The organism is Candidatus Poriferisocius sp. (genome assembly GCF_965214065.1).
GTDB lineage: Bacteria > Actinomycetota > Acidimicrobiia > Acidimicrobiales > Bin134 > Poriferisocius.
The window spans coordinates 78,067-100,331 of the sequence record NZ_CBDCAT010000024.1 but is presented as its reverse complement, the minus strand read 5'-3'; the positions used below and the strand labels follow the sequence as shown (position 1 = coordinate 100,331).

The 22,265-nt window shown below is 68.2% G+C and carries 11 protein-coding genes and 1 pseudogene; 8 read left to right on the top strand and 4 right to left on the bottom strand.

Annotated elements, in window-relative coordinates; translation table 11 throughout:
* Nucleotides 1-30: 30 nt before the first annotated feature.
* Both ACOOGG_RS02420 and mobF read right to left on the bottom strand, forming a co-directional pair.
* Nucleotides 31-1,152, bottom strand: a complete 1,122-nt coding sequence (locus tag ACOOGG_RS02420) for a hypothetical protein (protein WP_420431919.1) — start codon at nucleotides 1,150-1,152, stop codon at nucleotides 31-33.
* Nucleotides 1,153-1,176: 24 nt separating this feature from the next.
* Nucleotides 1,177-5,859, bottom strand: coding sequence for a MobF family relaxase (gene mobF / locus ACOOGG_RS02415; protein ID WP_420431917.1), 4,683 nt, complete (start codon nucleotides 5,857-5,859; stop codon nucleotides 1,177-1,179).
* A 1,157-nt stretch (nucleotides 5,860-7,016) separates the two neighbouring features.
* On the opposite strand from mobF, the gene ACOOGG_RS02410 reads away from it, so the two are divergent.
* Nucleotides 7,017-7,772 carry a hypothetical protein gene (locus tag ACOOGG_RS02410; RefSeq protein WP_420431915.1) on the top strand — a complete coding sequence of 252 codons (756 nt, stop codon included), beginning with the start codon at nucleotides 7,017-7,019 and terminating at the stop codon, nucleotides 7,770-7,772.
* Nucleotides 7,773-8,286: 514 nt separating this feature from the next.
* Nucleotides 8,287-8,787, top strand: coding sequence for a hypothetical protein (locus ACOOGG_RS02405; protein ID WP_420431913.1), 501 nt, complete (start codon nucleotides 8,287-8,289; stop codon nucleotides 8,785-8,787).
* A gap of 600 nt (nucleotides 8,788-9,387) precedes the next feature.
* Here the strand turns inward: ACOOGG_RS02405 and ACOOGG_RS02400 are convergent.
* Nucleotides 9,388-9,666: pseudogene (locus ACOOGG_RS02400) on the bottom strand (transposase); the annotation flags it as partial.
* A 575-nt stretch (nucleotides 9,667-10,241) separates the two neighbouring features.
* A complete protein-coding gene (locus ACOOGG_RS02395) occupies nucleotides 10,242-15,773 on the bottom strand; it encodes a hypothetical protein (protein ID WP_420431911.1) in 5,532 nt (1,843 codons plus the stop codon).
* 595 nt (nucleotides 15,774-16,368) lie between these two features.
* Between ACOOGG_RS02395 and ACOOGG_RS02390 the strand changes: the two genes are divergently transcribed.
* The 6 genes from ACOOGG_RS02390 (at nucleotide 16,369) to ACOOGG_RS02365 (ending at nucleotide 22,239) form a co-directional block, all read left to right on the top strand.
* Nucleotides 16,369-17,334, top strand: a complete 966-nt coding sequence (locus ACOOGG_RS02390; RefSeq protein ID WP_420431909.1) for a tyrosine-type recombinase/integrase — start codon at nucleotides 16,369-16,371, stop codon at nucleotides 17,332-17,334.
* Between the two features lie 412 nt (nucleotides 17,335-17,746).
* Complete coding sequence (locus ACOOGG_RS02385) at nucleotides 17,747-18,451, top strand: hypothetical protein (RefSeq protein WP_420431907.1); 705 nt, start codon at nucleotides 17,747-17,749, stop codon at nucleotides 18,449-18,451.
* 68 nt (nucleotides 18,452-18,519) lie between these two features.
* A complete protein-coding gene (locus ACOOGG_RS02380; RefSeq protein WP_420431905.1) occupies nucleotides 18,520-19,548 on the top strand; it encodes a cellulose synthase operon protein YhjQ/BcsQ in 1,029 nt (342 codons plus the stop codon).
* A 379-nt stretch (nucleotides 19,549-19,927) separates the two neighbouring features.
* Entirely contained in the window at nucleotides 19,928-20,335 is a 408-nt protein-coding gene (locus ACOOGG_RS02375) for a hypothetical protein (protein WP_420431904.1), read from the top strand.
* A 166-nt stretch (nucleotides 20,336-20,501) separates the two neighbouring features.
* Entirely contained in the window at nucleotides 20,502-21,437 is a 936-nt protein-coding gene (locus ACOOGG_RS02370; RefSeq protein ID WP_420431902.1) for a hypothetical protein, read from the top strand.
* A 70-nt stretch (nucleotides 21,438-21,507) separates the two neighbouring features.
* Nucleotides 21,508-22,239: a hypothetical protein gene (locus tag ACOOGG_RS02365; RefSeq protein ID WP_420431900.1), complete on the top strand. Its 732-nt coding sequence runs from the start codon at nucleotides 21,508-21,510 to the stop codon at nucleotides 22,237-22,239.
* Nucleotides 22,240-22,265: the final 26 nt, after the last annotated feature.

Below are 22,265 nucleotides of genomic sequence, written 5' to 3'. Positions count from 1 at the left end.
CATCGCAAGTACCGCTCGACTTATTTGAGGTCAGAGGCCGATGCCGCTGTTTGCGGCGGCGCGGGGCTGGCGGTTGGCGCAGTGGTCGTCATCGGTGAGGGGCATGGGTGTGAATTGGTCGTTGGCGTCGGCGTTGAGGCAGCAGATGTCGTCGTATTGGTATTCGAGGGCGGCGAGGGTGGCGGCGGCATTGCCGAGCCCGGGGCACTGGAGGGTGTTGTCGTTTTGGGCGAGGGCGATGCAGGCTTGGTAGTCGTCGTCGGTCATGGCGGTGAGCACGGTGGCGTTGTCGGTGGTGGCGAGATGGGTGCCGGCGGGTGCGCCGCGGTTGAAGGCGCTGTACCACCAAGCCGAGTCGACCTCGGCGACGTAGGCGGGGTAGGAGCTGTCTGCGCCGATGCCAGAGGCGTGGGCGGGCAGGCCGGTGGCGATGCTGGTGCGGGTGTAGCAGTCGAGCTGGTCGCCGGGCCGCAGCAGGTGCAGAAGGTCGTGGACGGCGGTGTTGTCGGGGTGGGGGACGGTGCCGTGTTCTTTGGCCAGGCGCCGCAGGGCGCGGATGTGGAGCGGCACTCCCTTGTCACGCCACAGGCGCAGCTTCTCGGGCAGGTATTGGTCGCCCAGGGCGTCGACCGCCGGCGGCCACGGGACCGTCGCGAGGTGGCGGCCTGTGAGGCGGGCGGCGTCGTTGAAGTGCTTGAGCTGTTCGTCGGTGAGGTTCCACTCGTCGGTGTCGAGGTTGAACGGCGCGCCGTGATCGATGTCGATGCAGGCCAGCGTGAGGCCGTCTGCGATGTCGGCTCGGCACATGGCGACATCCACGGTGCCGTCAGGCCATGCGGGTGCGCCGTCGCCGTGGTGGGGCCGAGACGACACCACTGTGCCCAGGGTGATTCCCCGCCGGGCCGACGTGGTGTGCCACTGCTGGTCGAGGCGGCAGATGACGGCCTCTTCCACTTTGAAGTCGTCCCGGTGTGCCGGCGCCGGCCATCTCGAGTTCGAGGGGGCCACCGCGCCCCATGCGCGCTTGGGCGCTTCGGGGTTGGCGTCGGCCCACACCAAAACGGTGTCGCCGGTGCGGAGCGTCTCAATGGTGGCCACAGCGCCGGTGGGGGTGAGGAACGGCTGGAGGCGGGTGCGGGTTGTTGGGGGCATGGGTTTTCCTTTCTGGCCTGTTGTTCACAGGCCGATGTCGATTGATCGATTCGTCGGCGCGGCTACGGCGGGTTCTGCGGTGTGGGCGGGGCCCGCGGCTTCGGCGGGTTCTGCGGTGTGGGCGGGCGTTGGGAGGGCGTTGTCGATGAGTTGTTGGAGGTCGAGGTCGGCGGCGATGGCGATGTGGTGGGCGGCGAGCACGGCTGCTAGAGGGTCGCCGGCGGTTTGTCGCACGGCGGTGCGGGCGGCTTTGGCGAGTTCGCGGTAGGAGCGGGTGCGGTCGAGTTGGGCGATATGGTTGATGGCCGGCCAGGGGTGGGGCAGGGTTTGTTTGACGGCTCGGCGCAGCTCGTCGGGTTCGAGGTCGGCGGGGTCTTTGCCGTCGGGCAGTTGCACGGTGCGGGTGTGGACGCCGCGCCGGTCGGCGAGCTCGGCGATGGTGTGGGCGGCTTTTGTGCCGGCGGCGTCGCCGTCGAGGGCGATGGCGAGCAGTCCGGGCTGGCCGCATTGGGTGTGGAGGGTGTGGAGGTGGGCGGGGCCTACGGCGGTGCCGCAGGCGGCGACGGTGTTGGCGATGCCGGCTTTGTGGGCGGCGATGACGTCGGTGTAGCCCTCGACGACGACGGCTTCGCCGGTCGCGGCGATGGTGTGGGCGGCTGAGTCGATGCCGTAGAGGGCTTCGGACTTGTTGTAGAGGCGGGTGTTGGGGGTGTTGAGGTATTTGGGGCCTTCGTCTGTGAGGGTTCTCCCGGCGAGCGCGATGGGGGTGCCGTGGGCGTCGCGGATGGGGAACACCACCCGGCCTCGCAGGAAGTCCCAGGTTCGGCCGCGTGTGCGGCCCAGAACGCCTGATGCGATCCCGGCTTGCGCGCCGATGCCGGTGCGGGCGAGGTGGCCGGTGAGGGCCTGCCATTGGTCCGGGGCCCAGCCGAGCTGCCATTGGGCCCAGAGGTCTTCGCCGATGCCCCGGCCGATGAGGTAGGAGCGGGCTTCAGCTGCGTCGGGGCTGTTGACGAGCTGTTGGTGGTACCACTCGGCGGCTTCTCGCACCGCGGCGGCGTCGGGGCCGCCAGCGTCGCCCGCGGGGGCCGGGAGCGGCGTCGGGGTCGGGTCGGGTCGGCGGGCGGCCAGGGCGGCGACGGCCGGCACTGATGTCGGCGGGGCCGGGTCGGCGCGGCCCGCGTCGCTGTCGCCGCTGGGTTGTGGCGCTTCGCACGCCGGTCGGAGGTCGGCGCCAGGTGCCGGGCCGGGTTTGTTGTCGGCGTTGAACAGGTCTTGGGCGGTGTCGATGGCGGCTTGTTCCCATGCGGTGGCGAGGTGGGCGGCGGCGCAGCCGCTTTCGGCCCAGTCGTCGACGGCGGCCTGCCAGCTGGCGGCGTCGGCTTCGGCGAGGTGGGCGAGGTCGGTGCCGCAGGCTCGGGCGGTGCGGGCGGTGCGCTGGTCGGCGAGGTCGTCGAGAGCGCTTTTGTGCCGGGCTTTGCGGCGGGCGGCGACCGCGGCGCGCACGTCGGCTGCCCACACCGCGGCCTGCCCGGTGGGGGGCTCGCATCCGGTGAGCGCCTCGATGCGCCGGCGGGCTGGGGGGTCGCAGATGGCGGCGACGACTGGGGCGAGCCGGTCGCGGCTGTGGGCGTCGGCCCTTTGGTAGAGGGCCCACAGCTCGATGAGCCACGGGTTGTCGAAGGCCCCGGCTTGTTGGTTGCTGTGTTTGATCTGGTCGAGGGCTTGGCGGCAGATGAGGCGGAAGTCGTTGTCCAGAAGGCCGCGGGCTGAGCGGACCGCCCCCAGCGTGGGCCGGCGCCCGCCCAGAGCGGGGCCAGCGGTCTCGGATTCGGGCGGGGCGGCGGGGTCGAGGCGGTCGATGTGCGCGAGGAGGCGGTCTTGTGCCTCCATCATCTCCTGGTCGTGCAGTGCGGAGCTTTCGCCGTCGGGCTCGTGGAGTCCGGCGAGCCAGTCGTCGATCTCGTCTGCGATGTGGTGGTCGATGCCGTCGGCCCCGGCGCGCTGGCCGGCCAGGTCTCGGCGGGCGATCAGCGCGGCTGTGTCGAGCCCGTCGGCGGCTGGCAGGGCCCGTCCCGGAGCAGCGGCGATCCCGGCGAGGTGGGCTTTGGCCTCGTCGGCGCTCATGGCCGGGTTGGTGATGTCGGTGGCGGTGGCCCATCCGTGGCGGCGGGCGAACACGGCGTCGATGATCTGTTCGGGCTCGGCGTGCTCGGGGGCGGTCTCGGGATCGGCGGCGGGCTGGTCGCTGATGATGTGGAGCCAGTTCTCCGCGCGTCCCCTCGACAGGCCGACGTAGAGCTGGTCGCGCCCTGTCGAGCCTGCGATGAGGGTCAAAGACGCGTCGACTGTGGTGCTCTGCGCGCGGGTCTGGGTGATCGCGTAGCCCAAATCGAGGTGTTTGGCGGCATAGGCGGCGGTGATGGTCGCCTCTGCGCCTCGCTCCAGGTGCTCCAGCACCAGATCGCCGCTGGCGGTGGCGGCGGTGACGACCCACCGGTCGCCGTTGCGCACCGGCATGCCGTCGCTGGCTCGGCGGTGCCGGTCGTTGCGCCGGGTGGACACGACATCGCCGATCCGGATAGCCCCATCGCCCGTGCCGCTGACCGCCTCTGCGGTTTCTGCGGCGTCGGCCCGGCGGCAGGCGATCTCGGCGTTGATGTGTCGGGCCAGCTCCAGGGTGGGGACGCTGATGATCGTGGCGCGGTCGCAGCGGCGCTCCCACCAGTCGGCCGCGGCTGTCGCCGCGTCGGCGTGGGAGCCGCTGGTGATCCTGTCGCGCTGGCGGTGGTAGTCGAGCCCTTCGTTGAGGCCGCGGTGGATTTCGGCGGTGGCCCGGGCCTCGGCGGGGTCGTCGAACCGCCACAGCTGGTTGAGGGTCATCACCGGCAACACACCGGACGCGGAGAGGGCGTCGAACATGCCGCCTGCCGACACCGAGCCCTGCTGGACCGGGTCGCCCACCAGCACCACCCGCGCCCCCGCGGCCGCGGCCTTGCCGCACAAGGCGGCCAGGTCCCGCGTCGAGAGCTGGCCGGCCTCGTCCACGATCACCCAACCCCCTTCGGGGATCGGTTCGCCCGAAGCGTTGATGAGCGCCACGGTGCTCGACGCAGTGCCCAGCGCGGCCCCCAAAGTGCCTGCTGCGACCGCGGTCGGCGCAGCCGCGATGATCCGGTCGTGGCCGACCGCGTCGGCGATGGCGGCCAAAGCAGTCGTCTTGCCCGACCCGGCCGGGCCGATCAGAACGCTGCCCGCCTTGTCGGCGCCGATCAGCCCCGTGGCGGCTTCGGCCTGGTCTTCTCCCAGCCCCGACAACTCGATTTGCTCCACGGCGGCGGCATCCACCGGGACCGGCGACCCGAGCCACGCCGCGGCGGCCTGCTCGGCGGCGACGAGGCCCGGCGACCACCACCGGCCCTGGTGTCGCACCAGGCGCTGTTCCACCCGGTCGCGCAGCGCTCTGGCAGTCGCCGCGACAACCTCGCCGCCGCCGCGGCCGATCCCAGCGCAGCCGGGACCGGCGTTGATGGCCGCGTACACCACCGCGTCCAAATCGACATCCGACAGGCTCGTCGCCGAGTCCTCGGCCACGGCCACCAGCAAGTCCAACATGTCGCCCTCCAGCGCGAGCTGGGGGCCGTCGATCACAAACTCGGGCCGGTCATAGACATCGCGCTCGACGCGCGAGGCGGCCTCATAGCCCGCCACCGCATGCCCGGCGTCGATGCCCAGCTCGGCGGCCTCGGCCCGCCACCGCACATGCGGGTCGCCTTCTAGCGGCAGCAGCTTTTTGGACCGGCGCGACGCGACCGCCGCGCGGTTCCAGATCTCGAGGCGCTGTTCGGCGGTGGGCTCCCGTCCCGTGCGGGACTCGAAGTCGCGCACCCTCTGCCCCGCTTCTTTGGCCACATCTCGACGCCGAGACGACCACGCCTCGATCAACTCTTCGGGGCTTCCGGCGACATCGGCGTGGAGCCGGCCGTCGATGCGGTCCCACGACCATCCCAGCCTCCGCGACACCTCGGCCCGCAGCACCGCCCCGCCGACCATGCTCGCGGCCTTCGCCGACGCGTAAATCCGCCGCCCGTCGAGCGTGCGCCACACACCGTCGCCGCAAAGCACCCTGTTCGTTACCAGCAGATGCGAGTGCAGCTGCGGGTCGCCGGCCCGCGACGTGAAGTGGTCGAAGCGGGCCACAGCCGCCCCGCCGGGGACTTCCTCGACATTCCTGCCTCCCGCGCCCGACCGCGACGACACTGCGTTGGCCTGCACATAGGAGATCACCGACTGCACCGACAAGGACCACGCAGCCTCGATCTCGCGGCGCGCCGGCTCATCGGCCAGCGCCCATGCCGCAGACAGGCTCTTGGGAAGGCTGAAAGTCAGGTCGTAGGCCCCAACCGGTTTGCGGGTCCGCTCGATGCCCAAAGCGTCGGTGAACGTGCCCCCAGGGTTGATCTTGCGGCCCAGCTGCTCGCCGGTATCGGGATCGCGGCCCGCCAGCATCGCCTTGAGCTGCTGAGCGGCGACCCCCTCGCCGGCGACCACGCCCATCGCCCCCGCCGCAGCCCACACGCCGGGCCGCTCGCCCGAGTCGGCGTAGTAGTCGGCCTGCCCGCCCGAGCCGGCCGACACGACCCCCCCAGCAGAACGCGACAGGTAGTAGGCGGCGTGTGCGACTCCGACTTTCCCGATGGACAACATCCCGGCGGCCACCCTCTTCTGCCCGTCGATGGCCGCCCAGCGTCCCCGACACGACCGGTCGCAACCGGTCGCAAACCTCCTCGGCGCGGATAAAGGTTCCGACCGGTCCCGCCAACGCTGCGGCCCCGGGCGTCCCGCCAGCGGGCCGAGCCACAGCCAAAACCCCTGCACCCACTCAGATGAAACCGAAACCGCCAACCCCGGATCGACGAGGAGTGCGCCGAACATCAGCGCTCACGCGCCGAGACAACACCGGCTGCTGGCGCGCAGCCACGGGCCGACACCCCACACACATCACCCCCACACCCAACCGGCCCCGCCAAACGCACCCGCTTCGCTGGCAAACCCCTTCGGCGACAAGACCCCCTGCCGCCGCTGCCAACCCGCGAAAACAACGCCCCAGGCGCTTGCCGAACTGCCGTGGAGGGGGGCGAGCACAGCGCCGCTTCGGGCGCAGCCCGAAGCGGCGCCGCACTTCAGTGCAAACGTGTGGACGGTAATCGCCCTCTGTTCGCTGCTAGTGCTCTGTCCTCATGATGGGTTGGTGCTGGCCTGGTTCGGAGTTGTCGTCATGGGTTGGTTCGGGCTTCGGCTTCTCCTCTGGTTTCTGGTGCTTTCTTGCATCTGCTCGGATTGCATGGGCTTTCTTGCGTCTACTCAGATTGCATCGGCCTGCTTGCCGGTTCTGCTTGCCTTTCGCCCCTGGCGCCTTGGCTGCCGGCGCTGCTCCAGCTCCCGCCCGGAGGGCCTGCAGGGCCGTCTGCGGATGCCTCTGAGTCCCTCGATGCCACCCATGAGCGGCTCATCGCAGATCCCGACGGGTCGGGGTGCCGCCGCCGACCGGCTCGCCGTGCAGCGGGATTCGGCCGCTGCGACCAGCCCCCGTAGCGGCTGCGACCGGTTGCGACCGGTGGGGCGGGCCAAAATGTGGCCGTGATTTCGACACCGCGGGCCGCGAGGCCCTTAACGGGGGCGGCCCCAGGGTGGTCGCTGTGAGCCGCGAGCACGACCCTGGCTTTGACCGGTGCCGCCGTCGGTGTGGGTGGAGCCGTGGAGCGACCCGATCACCGAGGCGGCAGGGGTGCCGCTGCGGTCAGGCTATGTGGAGAAATACTGGACCAGCGTTCTGGGCCCCACAGGTACTGATGCTGCGCCTGGTGGCCGACCAGCTCGACGAGCACCCCGACAGGTTCGAGATGAGCCTGGCCGATGCGTCGATCCGGCTCGGGGTCAGCCCCAACGGCGGCAAGGGCGCTCTGCGGGCCTTATACCGGCTGGAGAGGTATCGGCTGGCCGCAAGGGGGCACGATCTGTGGGCGGTCCGCCGGGCCGTGCCGGTCCTGTCGCGCCAGCGGCTGATCCGCCTGCCCCACGATCTGCGGGCGTCCCACAGCCGGGACGCCCGGGCCGCGGCGGCGGTGTGGGACGAACAAGCCGCCGACAGGGCCGCGCAGATAGCTTTGGCAATGGCTGCCGAGGGCATGCCGCAGGAGGCGATGGCCCGCCGCCTGGAGATGATGCGGGTACCGCCGGCGGCGTGCGCGGAGGCGTCGAAGATGGCCGTGGAGACGATGGCCGGCCCGCAAGCCGAGCTGGACCAGCCCCACGCCCGGCGCGAGGCCGAGGCCCCGGCGCGAGGCCGAGGCCCCGGCGATGGCCAGCATGGGGGGATTCTGATGGCCCGCCCGCTAATGGCTGGGCCGACGTCGCTCGTTGTTAGACCGTCTTCGGAAGGGAGACCAGCCATATTGGCCGGCATGTGGGCGCTCAAAGGGGGCCAGGGAACCAGCACCACCGCGGCCCTGGCCGCGGTCGGCGTGTCCGTGGACCGTCCTGCGCTATTGGTCGACCTGTGCGGCGATCAGGCCGGCCCGTTCCGGGTTGACCGCCGCCGGGAGGGTATCGAGAAGTAGCTGACCAGCCAGCAAGCAGTCGGGGGATACGGCCATAACGCCGGGCACGTCATCGTCACCCCCTTCTTGGAGACTTCCTTCGTAGGGGAGCTGGCTATGGCAGACCATCTACCGAAAGGTAATAACGTTCGATTTGAAGTCCCGAGACGTGGCTGTTCGGATCGTAAAAGAGACCGTCCGGTGACCCATGTGACCCGCAGGAGTTGGTACTGGCTCCCATCGAAACCCGCCGCTAGGGCGCATCCGACCGTCCGTCGTTATTCTCTCCCCAGCAGACGACTGCCTTGTCGGCCTGTACCTCGCACGAATGGAGCGAGCCTTCGGATAGGGTGGCGAGTACGCCGCCGGCCCCATCCAACTAGACGTTCAAGAACGTGGTTCCGCAGGGACATGCAGAAGTGCGCAGGCCAGCGTGAGGATGTCTTCTTTCTGGATTCTGGTTCAGGCCGAGGAAGATGCGGGAGGGCTGCATAATCCTTGCGGCGTTTCGGTCAAGGAGCACTAGTATGGCACCGTGAGCAGGGAGGGAAGCACCAGCAGGTTGATGCACGGCGCGGTGTTATGGGCTGCTGCGGCAGTTCTGGCTAGCGTCATGTTCCCTTGGGTGCGATTCACGCTGAGCGGCCCATCTGAGTCCTATCCGGGCAGGATCATCGTGTCCGTCTACAGCGTGAGCGGCATGAATCTTGCCGAGGGCTTGATCGCATTCTTGCTTGGTGCTCTGGCAATTGCGGGCACAGTGGTGTTCAAGCGCCTGGGAATGAAATGGGCGGTAGTGGTAGCTCCGGTCTGCGGTCTCGGCATCACCGGTATCGCCATATACGGAATGATTCTGTTGGACAGGTTCACAGGAGCAATCGAACCGGATCAGGTCAGGGTCGGGTTCGGGCTCCTAGTGGTTCTGTTTGCCGGTCCGTTGATCCTCGGCGTCTCGTCCATGGTGGCCTTAGAGGCTCTCAGATCGGCAGAACCACCCGGTGCCCAAGACAGGACAGAGGCCAAGCTGGGGAGATAGCGAGGGTGCCCGCATAGGATGCGGACCCTCGCTGTGCTTTCTCCGTAGGCGGTCCTAGACGACCTGCCGCATCACGGGCCCGTTAGGACCCGCGCAAATGGGTGACCGTCCACCTGTCTTTGTGTTGGTCCAGCTTTGATGTCGGGTGTCACCCGAATAACGAGAACATGGTGGAAGTGTTGCGATCATGCTTGCTTCGGGCCCGCGGGCAGTGTATGGGGTATGGGCGGCGGTGGAGCCGTTGGTTCCGGTGCGCGGGGAGGTGTTTCACCCTATTGGGCTGCCATCGGCAGAGGATCCTGGACCCGAGACCCGTTCGAGGAAGTCTTGTTCAGGCTGGTGACGGGGTGCTCGGGGGATGAGGCGGGCCGCTTGGGTAAGGGCGACGAGGCCACGCCACGGGGCAGCTACGACGCGTGGAACGCCTGCGGAGTGCTCGACAGGGCAGTGGCTGATGCCCTGGCTGGCAATGACGGGATCGTGAGCCTCGACCTATCGGAGGCGGCGGACGGCTCGGCGCACCCACTAGCTCTTCAACGCTGCCGACACACATCGCTTAGCATGGCCAAACCCGTAGAGTTCGAAGGTCGACATCAGGAATCACTGGCAGTGTGAATCCATCATCACGCCTCCACCGAACACGGGGCTTTTCATCGAGAATTTGCGGAAGCCCATGGCCGGACGTTTGATGTCTTTGACTTTGGCGTCGGCTGCTTGAGTGCGTCCGCTGCGGGTGCGGGTCGCGACACTGGTTTCGATTTCGGTACGCCATCGGGTGAGGGTGCGGGCGATTCGGTGCATCTCGGGGACTTTGCACCAGGAAATGGTGTCGTCCAATCGGTCGGCGGCCTGATCGGGATCTGTGGCTCTGAAGTCGGGCTGGACTTCCTCACTGGCTTACCGACAGTCGGCGCGATCTCGTCGTAGGGTTCGAGGGCGGCTTGCAGGCAGTCCCAGCCTCGGGTGTCGAGGCGCTCGGTGCCCATCAGCAGCAGCTTGCGGACGCCGTTGCGCGGGTCGCCTTTCCGGCCCGGTGGCCCAGGATCTGGTTCTGGGTGCGCTGGCGGCATCTGGTTATCCGCCTGGTTCGCCAAGCGCAAGATCGGCGGCGAGTAGCGCGGTATGGGCCAGCACGCCGTCAATGCGCAGCGGGCCGATGACGCTGCGGTAGCCTTCACTGGGCGTCGACGCACACCACTTCGGCTGCGCTGGCCCACCGGGCCGAGCTGGCGATCATCGACGGTGGCCCGCTTGCGGAGCCGGACCAGCTCAGCCCTCCGGCCCGCTCCCGGGCACGCTGTTTCCCAGCGTGCCCTCATTCACTCCGAGAGCCTGGGCCAGATGGGCCACCGGCCGGACGACCTCCTTGACAATTCACGTGTCCCCATCCCGGAACTCCCGGTCAAAGCTCCTCCGCATAAGGCATGTCTCCACAAAGGGGGGGGGGAGCCTCACTACGGCTTCACGCAGTAGTGGATGGTTATGTCCCTGTGAGTAGTGTGGTTTCCGTCAGTCTTTGTTATCCGGTCCAGTGTTCGAGTGCGGTATGCATATCCGGGCTGCAAGCAGCCGGTCACCGGCGGCTGGCCCGCTACTGGCGGGTTGACCTGGGGCGGGTGTGCACTCAGCGTAAAGTAGACGAACCCGTTTTTCTTGGCCTCGGCGTATCCTTTGCCCTGCTTGAAGCCGGCCTTAGTCACACTGAACTTGGCCTTCGTAGTGTATGTCCCATCCGGCAACCGCCCTCCTCTGAGAGCGATGACCAGCCCGCCCAAGGTCCTTATGTTATTGGCGATGCTGTACCCGTCGCTCCACTGTGCTAAGGGCAGCTTCTGCCACCAACTCCGGTTGTCGACTCTGACCTCGATGACCTCGTTCCAATTCTCGGTGCAGATTCTTACAGCCTTCTCCTCCGATGTGGTTGTGGGGCAGAAGCGCGTAACGAGTTCGGTGTACAGGATCACGGAGTCGGGGTCCAGCACCAGGTCCTCATTCGAGTTAGGCGACAACCACGCCCCCGGAAGCGCCACCTCATCGCAGGTGACGCTGACCGGATCCGTGTAGTCCGACCACATGTTGTTTGCGACTGCGTATGCGGACACTGCGAGCTGGTAGACGCCACCCTCGTCCTCCTGCCAGGTGGGGTCAACCTTGGTCGTCGTGCGGATCTCGTCGCTTCCCACTTCGTGCTGGGGCCTCCAGTCCACCCGATAGGATCTTGCGCCATTCACAGCGTCCCAGTTGGCTTCCACCACGCCGCTGCTGTTGCAGGAGACGCTGAGTTTTCTGGGCACAAAAGTCGGACACTGCACGGGCGTCGACACCGCAGTCCAAGGGGAAGTCCTTGTCTCGCCAGAATCAAAGACCCGCTCCCGGACCTGTACCCGGTACGACTCAGCCGACTCCGGTCGGTCCCACTCATAAAAGAGTTCGGCCTGACCTGGCACATAGACGATGCTGCCAACCGTCTCCTCATCGGACCGCACATCAAAAAACCTCGTAGGAGTCGCACTAATAGACACGGCCGTCGTCCATTCGACCTCCAACACGCCATCAGCACGACACTCTGCTCCCAGTTCAGTCGGAGCAGACAAGGCGAGGGGATCGCAGGTGGCTTCTATGGGGTCGCTGTAGGGGCTGTCGCCGGCGGTGTTGGCGGCTTTGACCCTTACCTGGAAGATGCCAGTTGTGGGCAGGTCGCCCTCGCCTGTGGCGGGGACGGTGGCGGTGGTCGTGCTGTGGCCTGCGGTGTTCGCGGTCCAGCTCATCGGTCCGATCGTGGGATCGCCGGTGAAGATGCGGGCCTTATAGGAGGTGGCCTTGGCAAGGCCGGTGCCCGCTGAGTTCCATGTTACTGTCAGCACTCTGTTGCTGCATGAAGCTGCCACCCCGGTCGGCGCGGGCGGCGCAACCGCCTCGCAGGTGTCAGCAGCCGAAGCGGAGAGGCTGGACCACTTGTTGTTGGCCTGGGCCTTTACCTGCACTGAGTAGGTCCAGCCCACGGTTGCTTCCAGCTCGAAGCTGGTCGGCGGGTCGCTGTGCAGGTCGGACGGCACCAGGTTCCGGGTCGATTCCAGTGACACTGCGGCGCGAGCGGGCGGCGGGGTCGACGTGATGGACGCGGTGTACTGCGTCGCTACCGCGACCGAGTCCCACGACACCGCTACCTTGCCGCTGGCCTGGCAAACTACGCTCAGTCCCGACGGAGCGGAGACCGGGCAGCCTCCCTCGGCCCAGCTGTACCAGGCCGACACGGTGTATCCCGAACCGGTCGACCGGATCCGCCACCGGTAGTGGCCGCCGGGGATAGACGCTGCGGTGAACGACGTTTCGGAACCGGACCAGTCGGGCAGGTCGCCGCCGTCCTCCTGCGCCTCATAGCCGTTCGCTTCTCTGACGCCGGTCCAGTTTACAGTGAGCTCCCTACCGTCAGACGAGCAGCTCACCGACGGCCGCGACGGTACGCCGAGCGACGGGTCCAGGGTCGGCTCGCCGAACGCGATGGTGGCTGTGGCGGTGGTGGACAAGGTGTCGACCGCGGCGATGCTGCATGTTCGGGTGCCAGCGTCGGCCCGGCTGACGGTCAGCGTGTAGAACCCCGCGGTGCCCGACAGCGCGCAGCCGGCCCCCGATACCAGCACGTTCGAGGTCGCCGGCGCAACAGTGAAGTTATCGGTGTAGTCCACGCCCTGTGCCGATTTGCCGGTGGCGTCCAACCCGGTGATGGTGGGGGGAACGATGAATGTGATGGTGGCTGTGGCGGTGGTGGACAAGGTGTCGACCGCGGCGATGCTGCATGTTCGGGTGCCAGCGTCGGCCCGGCTGACGGTCAGCGTGTAGAACCCCGCGGTGCCCGACAGCGCGCAGCCGGCCCCCGATACCAGCACGTTCGAGGTCGCCGGCGCAACAGTGAAGTTATCGGTGTAGTCCACGCCCTGTGCCGATTTGCCGGTGGCGTCCAACCCGGTGATGGTGGGGGGAACGATGAATGTGATGGTGGCTGTGGCGGTGGTGGACAAGGTGTCGACCGCGGCGATGCTGCATGTTCGGGTGCCAGCGTCGGCCCGGCTGACGGTCAGCGTGTAGAACCCCGCGGTGCCCGACAGCGCGCAGCCGGCCCCCGATACCAGCACGTTCGAAGTCGCCGGCGCAACAGTGAAGTTATCGGTGTAGTCCACACCCACCGGCAATGATCCGGTGGCGTCCAACCCGGTGATAGTCGGGGGGTCGCCAAAGGTGATGGTGGCCGTCGTGGTGGTGGACAAGGTGTCGACCGCGGCGATGCTGCATGTTCGGGTGCCAGCGTCGGCCCGGCTGACGGTCAGCGTGTAGGACCCCGCGGTGCCCGACAGCGCGCAGCCGGCCCCCGATACCAGCACGTTCGAGGTCGCTGGCGCAACAGTGAAGTTATCGGTGTAGTCCACGCCCTCTGGCGACTTGCCGGTGGCGTCGAGGCCGGTGATGGTGGGGTGGGTGTGTGGGCACTTCCCGTCTACTGGCGTCCTGGTGTTGCAGGTTGCGTCGGCGTCGGTGGTGGTAACGCATTTGTTGTCGCTGTCGGGGGTTCCGGTAGTGCAGGTGTAGGTGAGGGTCGCCGGTTTGGTGGTGATGCATTTGGTGCCTTTTGGGGTCCCGGTCGTGCAGGTGTATCTGGGTGCGGTGCGCTTGTAGCAGATGCCCTGCGACGGGGGGTCGTAGCCGGAGGGGCACCGCGAGGACGCCAGGGTGCTGCGGGAGCACTGGCCGTCGGAATGGGCGTACCCGGACGGGCACGGGTCGGCGGCGGGGGTGCGCTTGTAGCAGATGCCCTGCGACGGGGGGTCGTAGCCGGAGGGGCACCGCGAGGACGCCAGGGTGCTGCGGGAGCACTGGCCGTCGGAATGGGCGTACCCGGACGGGCACGGGTCGGCGGCGGGGGTGCGCTTGTAGCAGATGCCCTGCGACGGGGGGTCGTAGCCGGAGGGGCACCGCGAGGACGCCAGGGTGCTGCGGGAGCACTGGCCGTCGGAATGGGCGTACCCGGACGGGCACGGGTCGGCGGCGGGGGTGCGCTTGTAGCAGATGCCCTGCGACGGGGGGTCGTAGCCGGAGGGGCACCGCGAGGACGCCAGGGTGCTGCGGGAGCACTGGCCGTCGGAATGGGCGTACCCGGACGGGCACGGGTCGGCGGCGGGGGTGCGCTTGTAGCAGATGCCCTGCGACGGGGGGTCGTAGCCGGAGGGGCACCGCGAGGACGCCAGGGTGCTGCGGGAGCACTGGCCGTCGGAATGGGCGTACCCGGACGGGCACGGGTCGGCGGCGGGGGTGCGCTTGTAGCAGATGCCCTGCGACGGGGGGTCGTAGCCGGAGGGGCACCGCGAGGACGCCAGGGTGCTGCGGGAGCACTGGCCGTCGGAGAGGGCGTACCCGGACGGGCACGGGTCGGCGGCGGGGGTGCGCTTGTAGCAGATGCCCTGCGACGGGGGGTCGTAGCCGGAGGGGCACCTGGCAGAAGCGGCGGTGTAGCGGTAGCAGATGCCGAAAGCCCCTGTCAGGAACCCGGAGGGGCATCTGGCAGAAGCGGCGGTGGTCGTGGTTGTCACGCACCGGCTGCCGCTGAGCGTCCCCGACGAACAGCTATAGGAAGGCGAGGTGTATTTGTAGCAGCTGCCGAAGGGGCCGGCCTGGTACCCAACGGGGCAGCCCGGATCGGCCGTGGTCACGTGCAGGCACCGACCGCCGCTGAGCCTCCCCGACGAGCATCTGGCAGAAGCGGCGGTGGTCGTGGTTGTCACGCACCGGCTGCCGCTGAGCGTCCCCGACGAACAGCTATAGGAAGGCGAGGCGGTGTGCAGGCACCGGCTGCCGCTGAGTGTTCCGGTGCGGCAGGAGTAGGTGGGGTTGGCGGTGTGCAGGCACTCGTCGTCTGTCAGCGTTCCCGACGGGCACCGCTCGGCTGGGGAGATGGTGTGGACGCAGCGGTTGCCGTTCAGTGTTCCGGTGCGGCAGGAGTAGGTGGGGTTGGCGGTGTGCAGGCACTCGTCGTCTGTCAGCGTTCCCGACGGGCACCGCTCGGCTGGGGAGGCGGTGTGGACGCAGCGGTTGCCGTTCAGTGTTCCGGTGTCGCAGGAGTAGGTGGGGTTGGCGGTGTGCAGGCACTCGTCGTCTGTCAGCGTTCCCGACGGGCACCGCTCGGCTGGGGAGGCGGTGTGGACGCAGCGGTTGCCGTTCAGTGTTCCGGTGTCGCAGGAGTAGGTGGGGTTGGCGGTGTGCAGGCACTCGTCGTCTGTCAGCGTTCCCGACGGGCACCGCTCGGCTGGGGAGGCGGTGTGGACGCAGCGGTTGCCGTTCAGTGTTCCGGTGTCGCAGGAGTAGGTGGGGTTGGCGGTGTGCAGACACTCGTCGTCTGTCAGCGTTCCCGACGGGCACCGCTCGGCTGGGGAGGCGGTGTGGACGCAGCGGTTGCCGTTCAGTGTTCCGGTGTCGCAGGAGTAGGTGGGGTTGGCGGTGTGCAGGCACTCGTCGTCTGTCAGCGTTCCCGACGGGCACCGCTCAACCGGGGAGGCGGTGTGGACGCAGCGGTTGCCGTTCAGTGTTCCGGTGTCGCAGGAGTAGGTGGGGTTGGCGGTGTGCAGACACTCGTCGCCTGTCAGCGTTCCCGACGGGCAATCGGCAGTGGCATCCACCCCGCTGGGGCTCTCGCATTGGTCGCCGACGAGCTTCCCCGTTTCGCACGAATAGCCGGATGTCGCCTCAGTGGCGGTCTCGCATTGGTCGCCGACGAGCTTCCCCGTTTCGCACGAATGCTCAGGAGACACTTCGTGGGCAGACGACGGGCTGGCAAACACCAGCGAGGCTGCGAACACCGTCACCGCGACAAGCACCAAGGACAGACCCTTCGCCGTTCGGGGGCCCGGGACTGCGCCCCTGCGGGCGCTCCGGGCACCGCGCAGCTTGGCGGTCATGGAGCGAAAGAAGTCGGCGATGTGGGCTGAGCGTCGTTTCATGGGTTTGCTTCCCCGATCTGGTACACGGCGGATATATGCCTTTATTCGCCGCGTTCGGACCCCTGCGGATCCGGCGGTGTTCGCTTGGTCTGCCGGCGCTGAGACCCCGTGGTGTCTGGGGATTCGGGGATCGGGGCAAGCGGGCAGGGTGCTGTGTTGTTGTCGGGGTGGGTGTCGGGGCGGCCGGATGCTGGTGCCGGTTCCGCGCCGGTCGGCGCGATGCCGGCGGGTGGAGGTCTGTTTGCCCGGCGGGCGCGGCCGGCCGGGCCGGCGGCTGTTTTGGCTGGTCGGCGAGGCTGTTGCCTGACCGGCATTACGGCTGTGCCGTGTGGTGTCTGGAGAGGGGTTGACAGACGCTCTGGTTCTGAGCTATGAAATAAAGGCATTTATCCGCCGGGTGGCATGCTTCTGACCTGGGGGTTTTCACTGTTTCCGGCTGGACTTGCACAGTGGGTGTGGGCTAGGAATTCGGCGATGGATCACCCCCCCCCCCCCCGGTCATATGTGCTCGCGTAGCGTTCCGGAAGCCGTAGCCGGTGCGGCTGTTTGCTGTGTTGAGAGGCTGATCGGCAGGGCCGACGCGTCGGCGCTGTCTTTGAACACCCGCAAGACCTACGAGACCGGGTGGAGCAGCTGGGCCCGGTGGGCGGCCGCGAACGGCCACCGGGTTCACAAGCCCACAGTCGAGACCATCCGGCACTGGCTGGCCTGCCTCTATTGGGAGGGCAAGAAGCCCTCCACTTTGCGCACCTATCTGGCTGCTGTAGCCCACCGGCTCAGCGAACGCCGCGGCCCCAACCCGGCCCGCCACCCCCGGGTGCGCCTGCTGTTGTCCGGCCTTGCCCGCGACGCCGCCGAGTGCGGCACCACCACCCGCCAGGCCCAAGGGCTGCGCTGGGAGCACATACTGCTGATCGAGGCCGCCGCCTATGTCCCGAGGCGGAACCAGCCCGGCGGGCGGCTGGAAACCCCCGAGCAAGCCCGAAGACGCGCCTACATGGACATCGCGTTGGCCGCGGTGGGCCACAACGGAGCGCTGCGATGCTCAGAGCTGCTGGCCCTCACCTGGAACGACATCGAATTCCCCGACGACGGCGCAGGCCTGGCCACCATATGGATTCGCCGGTCCAAAACCGACCAGGGCGGCAAGGGCGCCGCCGTTGCCATCTCCGAGTTCGCCGCGCAAGCCCTCGTGCGCCTCAGGCCGGAAGGCTTCGATCCCGATGCCCGCATATTCGGCTTCTCGCCCAGCACCGCCCGCCGGCGCCTCAAAACAGCAGCCCTAGCCGCCGACATCGACCCCGCCGGCATCTCCACCCACTCCCTGCGCGTCGGCATGGCCCAAGACCTCGCCGCCGCAGGAACCGGCACAATCGGCCTCATGCTCGCAGGCCGATGGGACACCACCGAAACCGCCGCCCAATACGCCCGCCGCCTCCAGGCCCTCCACACCCCCGCCGCCCAATACCTCAAAGACCATCTCCCCGCGAGAACAGACGAACCCGAGTTCGGCGAAACCGGCAGACCAACCCCCACCACAGCAGCGCCACAGGCAGCCTGAAACTGAGGCTTCCCCCGGCGGCGGCAGGTCTGTCAGACGCGCCCTTGTCAAGCGGCGTGTGTGACAGTCCCCAAACGTCTGGACGGCAATCGCTCGCTGTTCGCTGCTGGTGCTCGGTTGTTGTGATGGGTTGGCGTCGGCCTGGTTTGGGGTTGTTGTCGTCGGTTGGATTGGGCTTTGGATGGTGGTCTGGTTCCCGGTGATTTCCTGCCCTTGTTCGGATTGCATTCGTCTGCTTGTCGCTCTTGCTCGCGTTTCGACCCTGGTGCCTTGGCCGGATTCAACCGGTCGTCGCAACACCGGGTTGTTGAAGGGAGTGTAGGTGTTCGTTGAGGGCTTCGGGGCCGCTGCGACCGGTTGCGACCGGTGCGGTGGGCGAGGGTGTCGCCGTGGTTTTGACCCAGCCGGCTGCATGGCCCTCAACCGGTGCGACCCGGGAATCGCTGCTGTGAGCGGCGAGCGCGACCCTGGCTTTGACCGGTGGCCGCCGTCGGTGTGGGTGGAGCCGTGGAGCGACCCGATCACCGAGGCGGCAGGGGCGCCGTCGCGGTCGGGCTATGTGGAGAAGTACTGGACGAGCGTTCTGGGCCCCACCCAGGTGCTGATGCTGCGCCTGGTGGCCGAACACCTCGACACCCACCCCGACGGGTTCGAGATGAGCCTGGCCGATGCGTCGATCCGGCTCGGGGTCAGCCCCAACGGCGGCAGGGGCGCTCTGCGGGCCCTGTACCGGCTGGAGAGGTACCGGCTGGCCAGCGCCGGTCACGCCCTGTGGGCGGTCCGCCGGGCCGTGCCGGTCCTGTCGCGCCAGCAGCTGATACGCCTGCCGCATGATCTGCGGGCGTCCCACAGCCGAGACGCCCGGGCCGCGGCGGCGGTGTGGGACGGACAAGCCGCCGACCGGGCCGCGCGGGCAGCGCTCGTCATGGCCGCCGACGGCGAGTCGCGCGAGGCGATAGCCCGCCGCCTGGAGATGATGCGGGTACCGCCGGCGGCGTGCGCGGAGGCGTCGAAGATGGCCGTGGAGGCGATGGCCGGCCCGCAAACCGAACTGGACCAGCCCCACGCCCGGCGCGCAGCCGAGGCCCCGGCGATGGCCGGCATGGGGGGAATCTGACGGCCCGCCCGCTGATGGCCGGGCCGGCGCCGCTCGTTGTTAGACCGTCTTCGGAAAGGAGACCAGCCATGCTGTCCAGCATGTGGGCGCTCAAAGGAGGGCAAGGAACCAGCACCGCCGCGGCGCTCGCCGCGATCGGGGTGTCCGTGGACCGGCCGGCGCTATTGGTCGATCTGTGCGGCGACCAGGCCGGCCTGTTCCGGGTTGACCGCCACCGGGAGGGCATCGCGGAGTGGTCCCGGGGCGACCTGACCGCCAGGGCGCTTCGCCACCGGGAGGTCCGCGTCACCGACACGCTCCGGTTCCTGCCCCGCGGCCGCGGCCCCATAGACCCCCGCCGGACACAAGAGATCCTGGAGTGGGTCGTCGGCTCGGCCCAGGTTGAGGCGGTCATCGCCGACGCCGGGACGCTCGACCCCGAATGCGGCGGCGAGGCCCCCGACTACCAGCTGCGCCGCACCGTCGCACAAGTGGCCGGGGTGTCGGTGCTGATCACAAAGCCCTGCTATCTGGCGCTGCGCCGCTGCGAGCCCAACACCGTGGCCCCCACCGGGGTGGTCATGGTGAAAGACATGCGCCGCGCCCTGGGACCAGCCGCCGTCGAAAAGGCCGCGGGCGCGCCGGTGCTGGCCACCATCGACCACGACTTCGAGATCGCCCTGGCCGCCGACGGCGGCAACATGGCAAAACAGGCATGGACCCAAACCGTCCAACACCTCCGCGGCCTCATCGTCCCCGCCCAGAACCGGGTCAAACAACAAGACCTCGAGACAGCCGCGACAGAGCCCAAGCAGTGGTGCTCGTGGTGGGACTGCGACACCCGCCGCCAGTTCATGGCCGCGGCGAGCTGGGCCATCGAGTCCGAGTGGGGCGCACACGAGATCGACGAGGAAACCGGCGCGGTGTGGGTATCAGGCGTCGACGACGACAAAGACCTCATCGCCACCGCCAAGGTCTGCAAGAACCTCAAACCCCGCGACTGGCGCTACTGGCTGCACCAAAACATCTACCGCCTGATGGAGACCGACTTCGCCAACCAACTCCTCCACCCCGAACTCCACCAAGCCGCCGAACCCGGCGACAGCCTGGGACTGTAAGCCGCCAGCTGTCGATTGCCAGCCCTCCTTGGGGATTTCCCCCGATGATGCGCTGGCCGAGGGGTGCCTCATATAGCCGGGTGGTGAAACTCGTGCTGACTAGCCAGGATCGACCCCCGAGCTCCTGTTGGGACTCAGCGCCTCCCGACCGCGAAGGCACCCCTGTCCCCGCAGGCGTCATCGAGCACATAGCGAAATTGCAGCGGCGGGCGAAACGGCGCCCCCAAACGCCCTCGACCCCATCATCTTCGTGCTCGTCACACCCGCCGCGGTCCTTGCTATTGTCGATTGTGAATCGGAGAAGATCCTGGGTCCGCCCCAACATGCAGTGCACAGACGCCGTGAACATCAACTGTCGGTACTTCGACTAGCAGAAGCAATGCTGGAAGTCGTCGCTTTGGCCGCGGTCTGCGAACTGGCCAATGAGACTCCCGGCCAGGGTGGGGGAACCACTTTGCATTTCGATTTCACCGAGTACGCCATGTTGGACGACGGACGCCGAATCCTGTTGCGCTGCGACCGCGGCCTCTCATCCGGGCCGCTCACCGTGGCCAATATGCTCACCGGGAAATATGCCGTCCCCGAGATCGACCCGTGGCTGCAAGAGACAGCTGAGAGCCTAGAACGCAGCGTGCTCGCAGCCCTCGAATACGACACCCCCGAAGAACAGGGACGGGAGGTTGCCAGCCGACTGCTCGCCAAGGGGATCACCGTCAACCCGGAAACAGCTTGTACGGCTGTGTGGCAGGTGGAATTCGGAAAGAGCGTGCGCGAGAAGCTGGCATAGCCCATTGGCTTCTTGATCATCGTTGAGCTTGAGGACCCCCCCTTGGCCGGTCACCTCGATAAGGGGGTAGCTCAACCGGTCGGTTGGGGCGCTGCGACCGGTTTCGGCGGGTGGGTTGGGTTGCTGCGACCGGTTGCGACCGGTTGGGGGGTGAAGGGTGGCGGCCATGGAAACTTCGATTTGTGCTTGGGCTCCGTGGTGGTCTGCCGATGATCGTCGGCGGTTCTTGTCAGAGGTGGAGGGGGTGGTGGGCGCCCGGTTCGGCGAGTTCGAGCTCGACGAGGCTGCGGGCACCGTCACCGTGTCGGACTTGGATTGCGTGCTGGGCCTGTCGAACCTGGCCCAGACGTGCCGGCTGGCCGATGCCGAGGATTGGCGGCTGTTGGTCTATTCGCACATGACCCGTCTAGACGACTTCGCCCCTGAGGTGCTGTCGGAGCTTTTGGGGGACTACGAGAGGGTCAAGGGCGATCTGCGGGTGCGGGTGGTGTCTCACAACCACATCGAGCACATCGACCCGGTGGGCGACCCGTTGCCTTTGGGCATGTTCTCGTGCTTGTCGGTCGCTTTGGACGGCGCGACGATGCCGGTGGACCGAAGCCACTTCGACGAATGGGGCGAAGACCAGGACGAGGTGATGGCGGCGGCTCTGGCGAACACGCTGGCGGCCGAGGAGGTCGTGGCCGCCGAGATCGACGAGCTGAAGGGGCGGTTCACCGCCCTGTCGGGCGATTCCTTGTTCACGTCGGCGCTGCTGTTGGGCCCTTCGGAGGCGATGCCCGATGTGGGCGAGATGGGGGCGGTGGTGGCGGTGCCGACGGCCCGCGACCTGCTGGTGTGCCCGATTAGCGCTACCGAGGAGTTCGTAGACGACTCGGCGACGATGCTGGCGGCGGGCTACGTCCGCTTTCTGGCCGGGCCGAACTCGGTGTCCCCGAATGCTCTGTGGTGGCGGCCCGGCGAGCCGCTGGAGGCGTTCGTCCGCCTCGACAGCGCCTCCTTCGAGCTGGCCGCCCCCCCGGAGCTGCGGAACTACCTACAAGGCGTTCTCGACACCGGGATCGGGCGCTCGGAGTCCAGGGCCGAGGGCCTCGACATCTAGGGCACTGTGTGCGTGAAGGCTCGATGCGCCAGCGGCTGCGGCTCGCCGGCGTTGTGACGGGAGGGTTGCGGTGAGCTGGGCCGCGGCGGACTTGGCCCGCGTGTGCGGGGTCTTGGAGCGGTCCGGGCAGACGGCCGTTGATCTGGCCGAGGCGGAAGCCGAGGTGTCGGCGGCGGCATCTGACTGGATGGCGACCGCCGCCGAGAGGGCCTCTGAGTGGGCAGCGGGCCCGGCCAGGGACCAGGAGTGGGAACGGGCGGTGGAAAAGCTGGCCCGCCAAAAGCCGCCCTCCATCTGGCGGACCCTCTCCGACGGGCTGTGGGTGTACCGGGCCAAAGTCGAGAAGTGCTCCGCCGCGATTGTGGCCGAGGAGGCGCTCGACAGGCCGGTTCGCACCCGAGGCGCCTCGGTGGCGCTGCTGGCGGCGGCGGTGGCCAAGGTGGGCGTCGGCGCCAACCAGGCGCTGATCCGCGGTCCGCTCCCGACCCCGTTCAACGTGCTGCCCGTGCTGCGAAAGGCTCTGGTGGCCCCGCCGGGCTCAGAGCTGGCGGGCCGCCTGGCCTCCGAGGACCGGCTGGCGCCCGATGTGGTCGGGGTCAGGGCAGAGATGGCGGTGTCGGCCACGGTGCAGGCCGCGCAGCTCATGTGGTCCGCGGCGGTGGCACTCGAGGAGGGCTTGGGCGCCGGGACCGCCTTGGAGCAGGCCAACGCCGCCCTACGCCACGCCGAGCTCATAGGACTGCTGGACCGGCTGATCGAGCCTCCCGCGATCCAGCCTCCCCTGTTCGACTGCGGGCTGTGACAGCGCAGGAGCGGTTGCGACCGGTC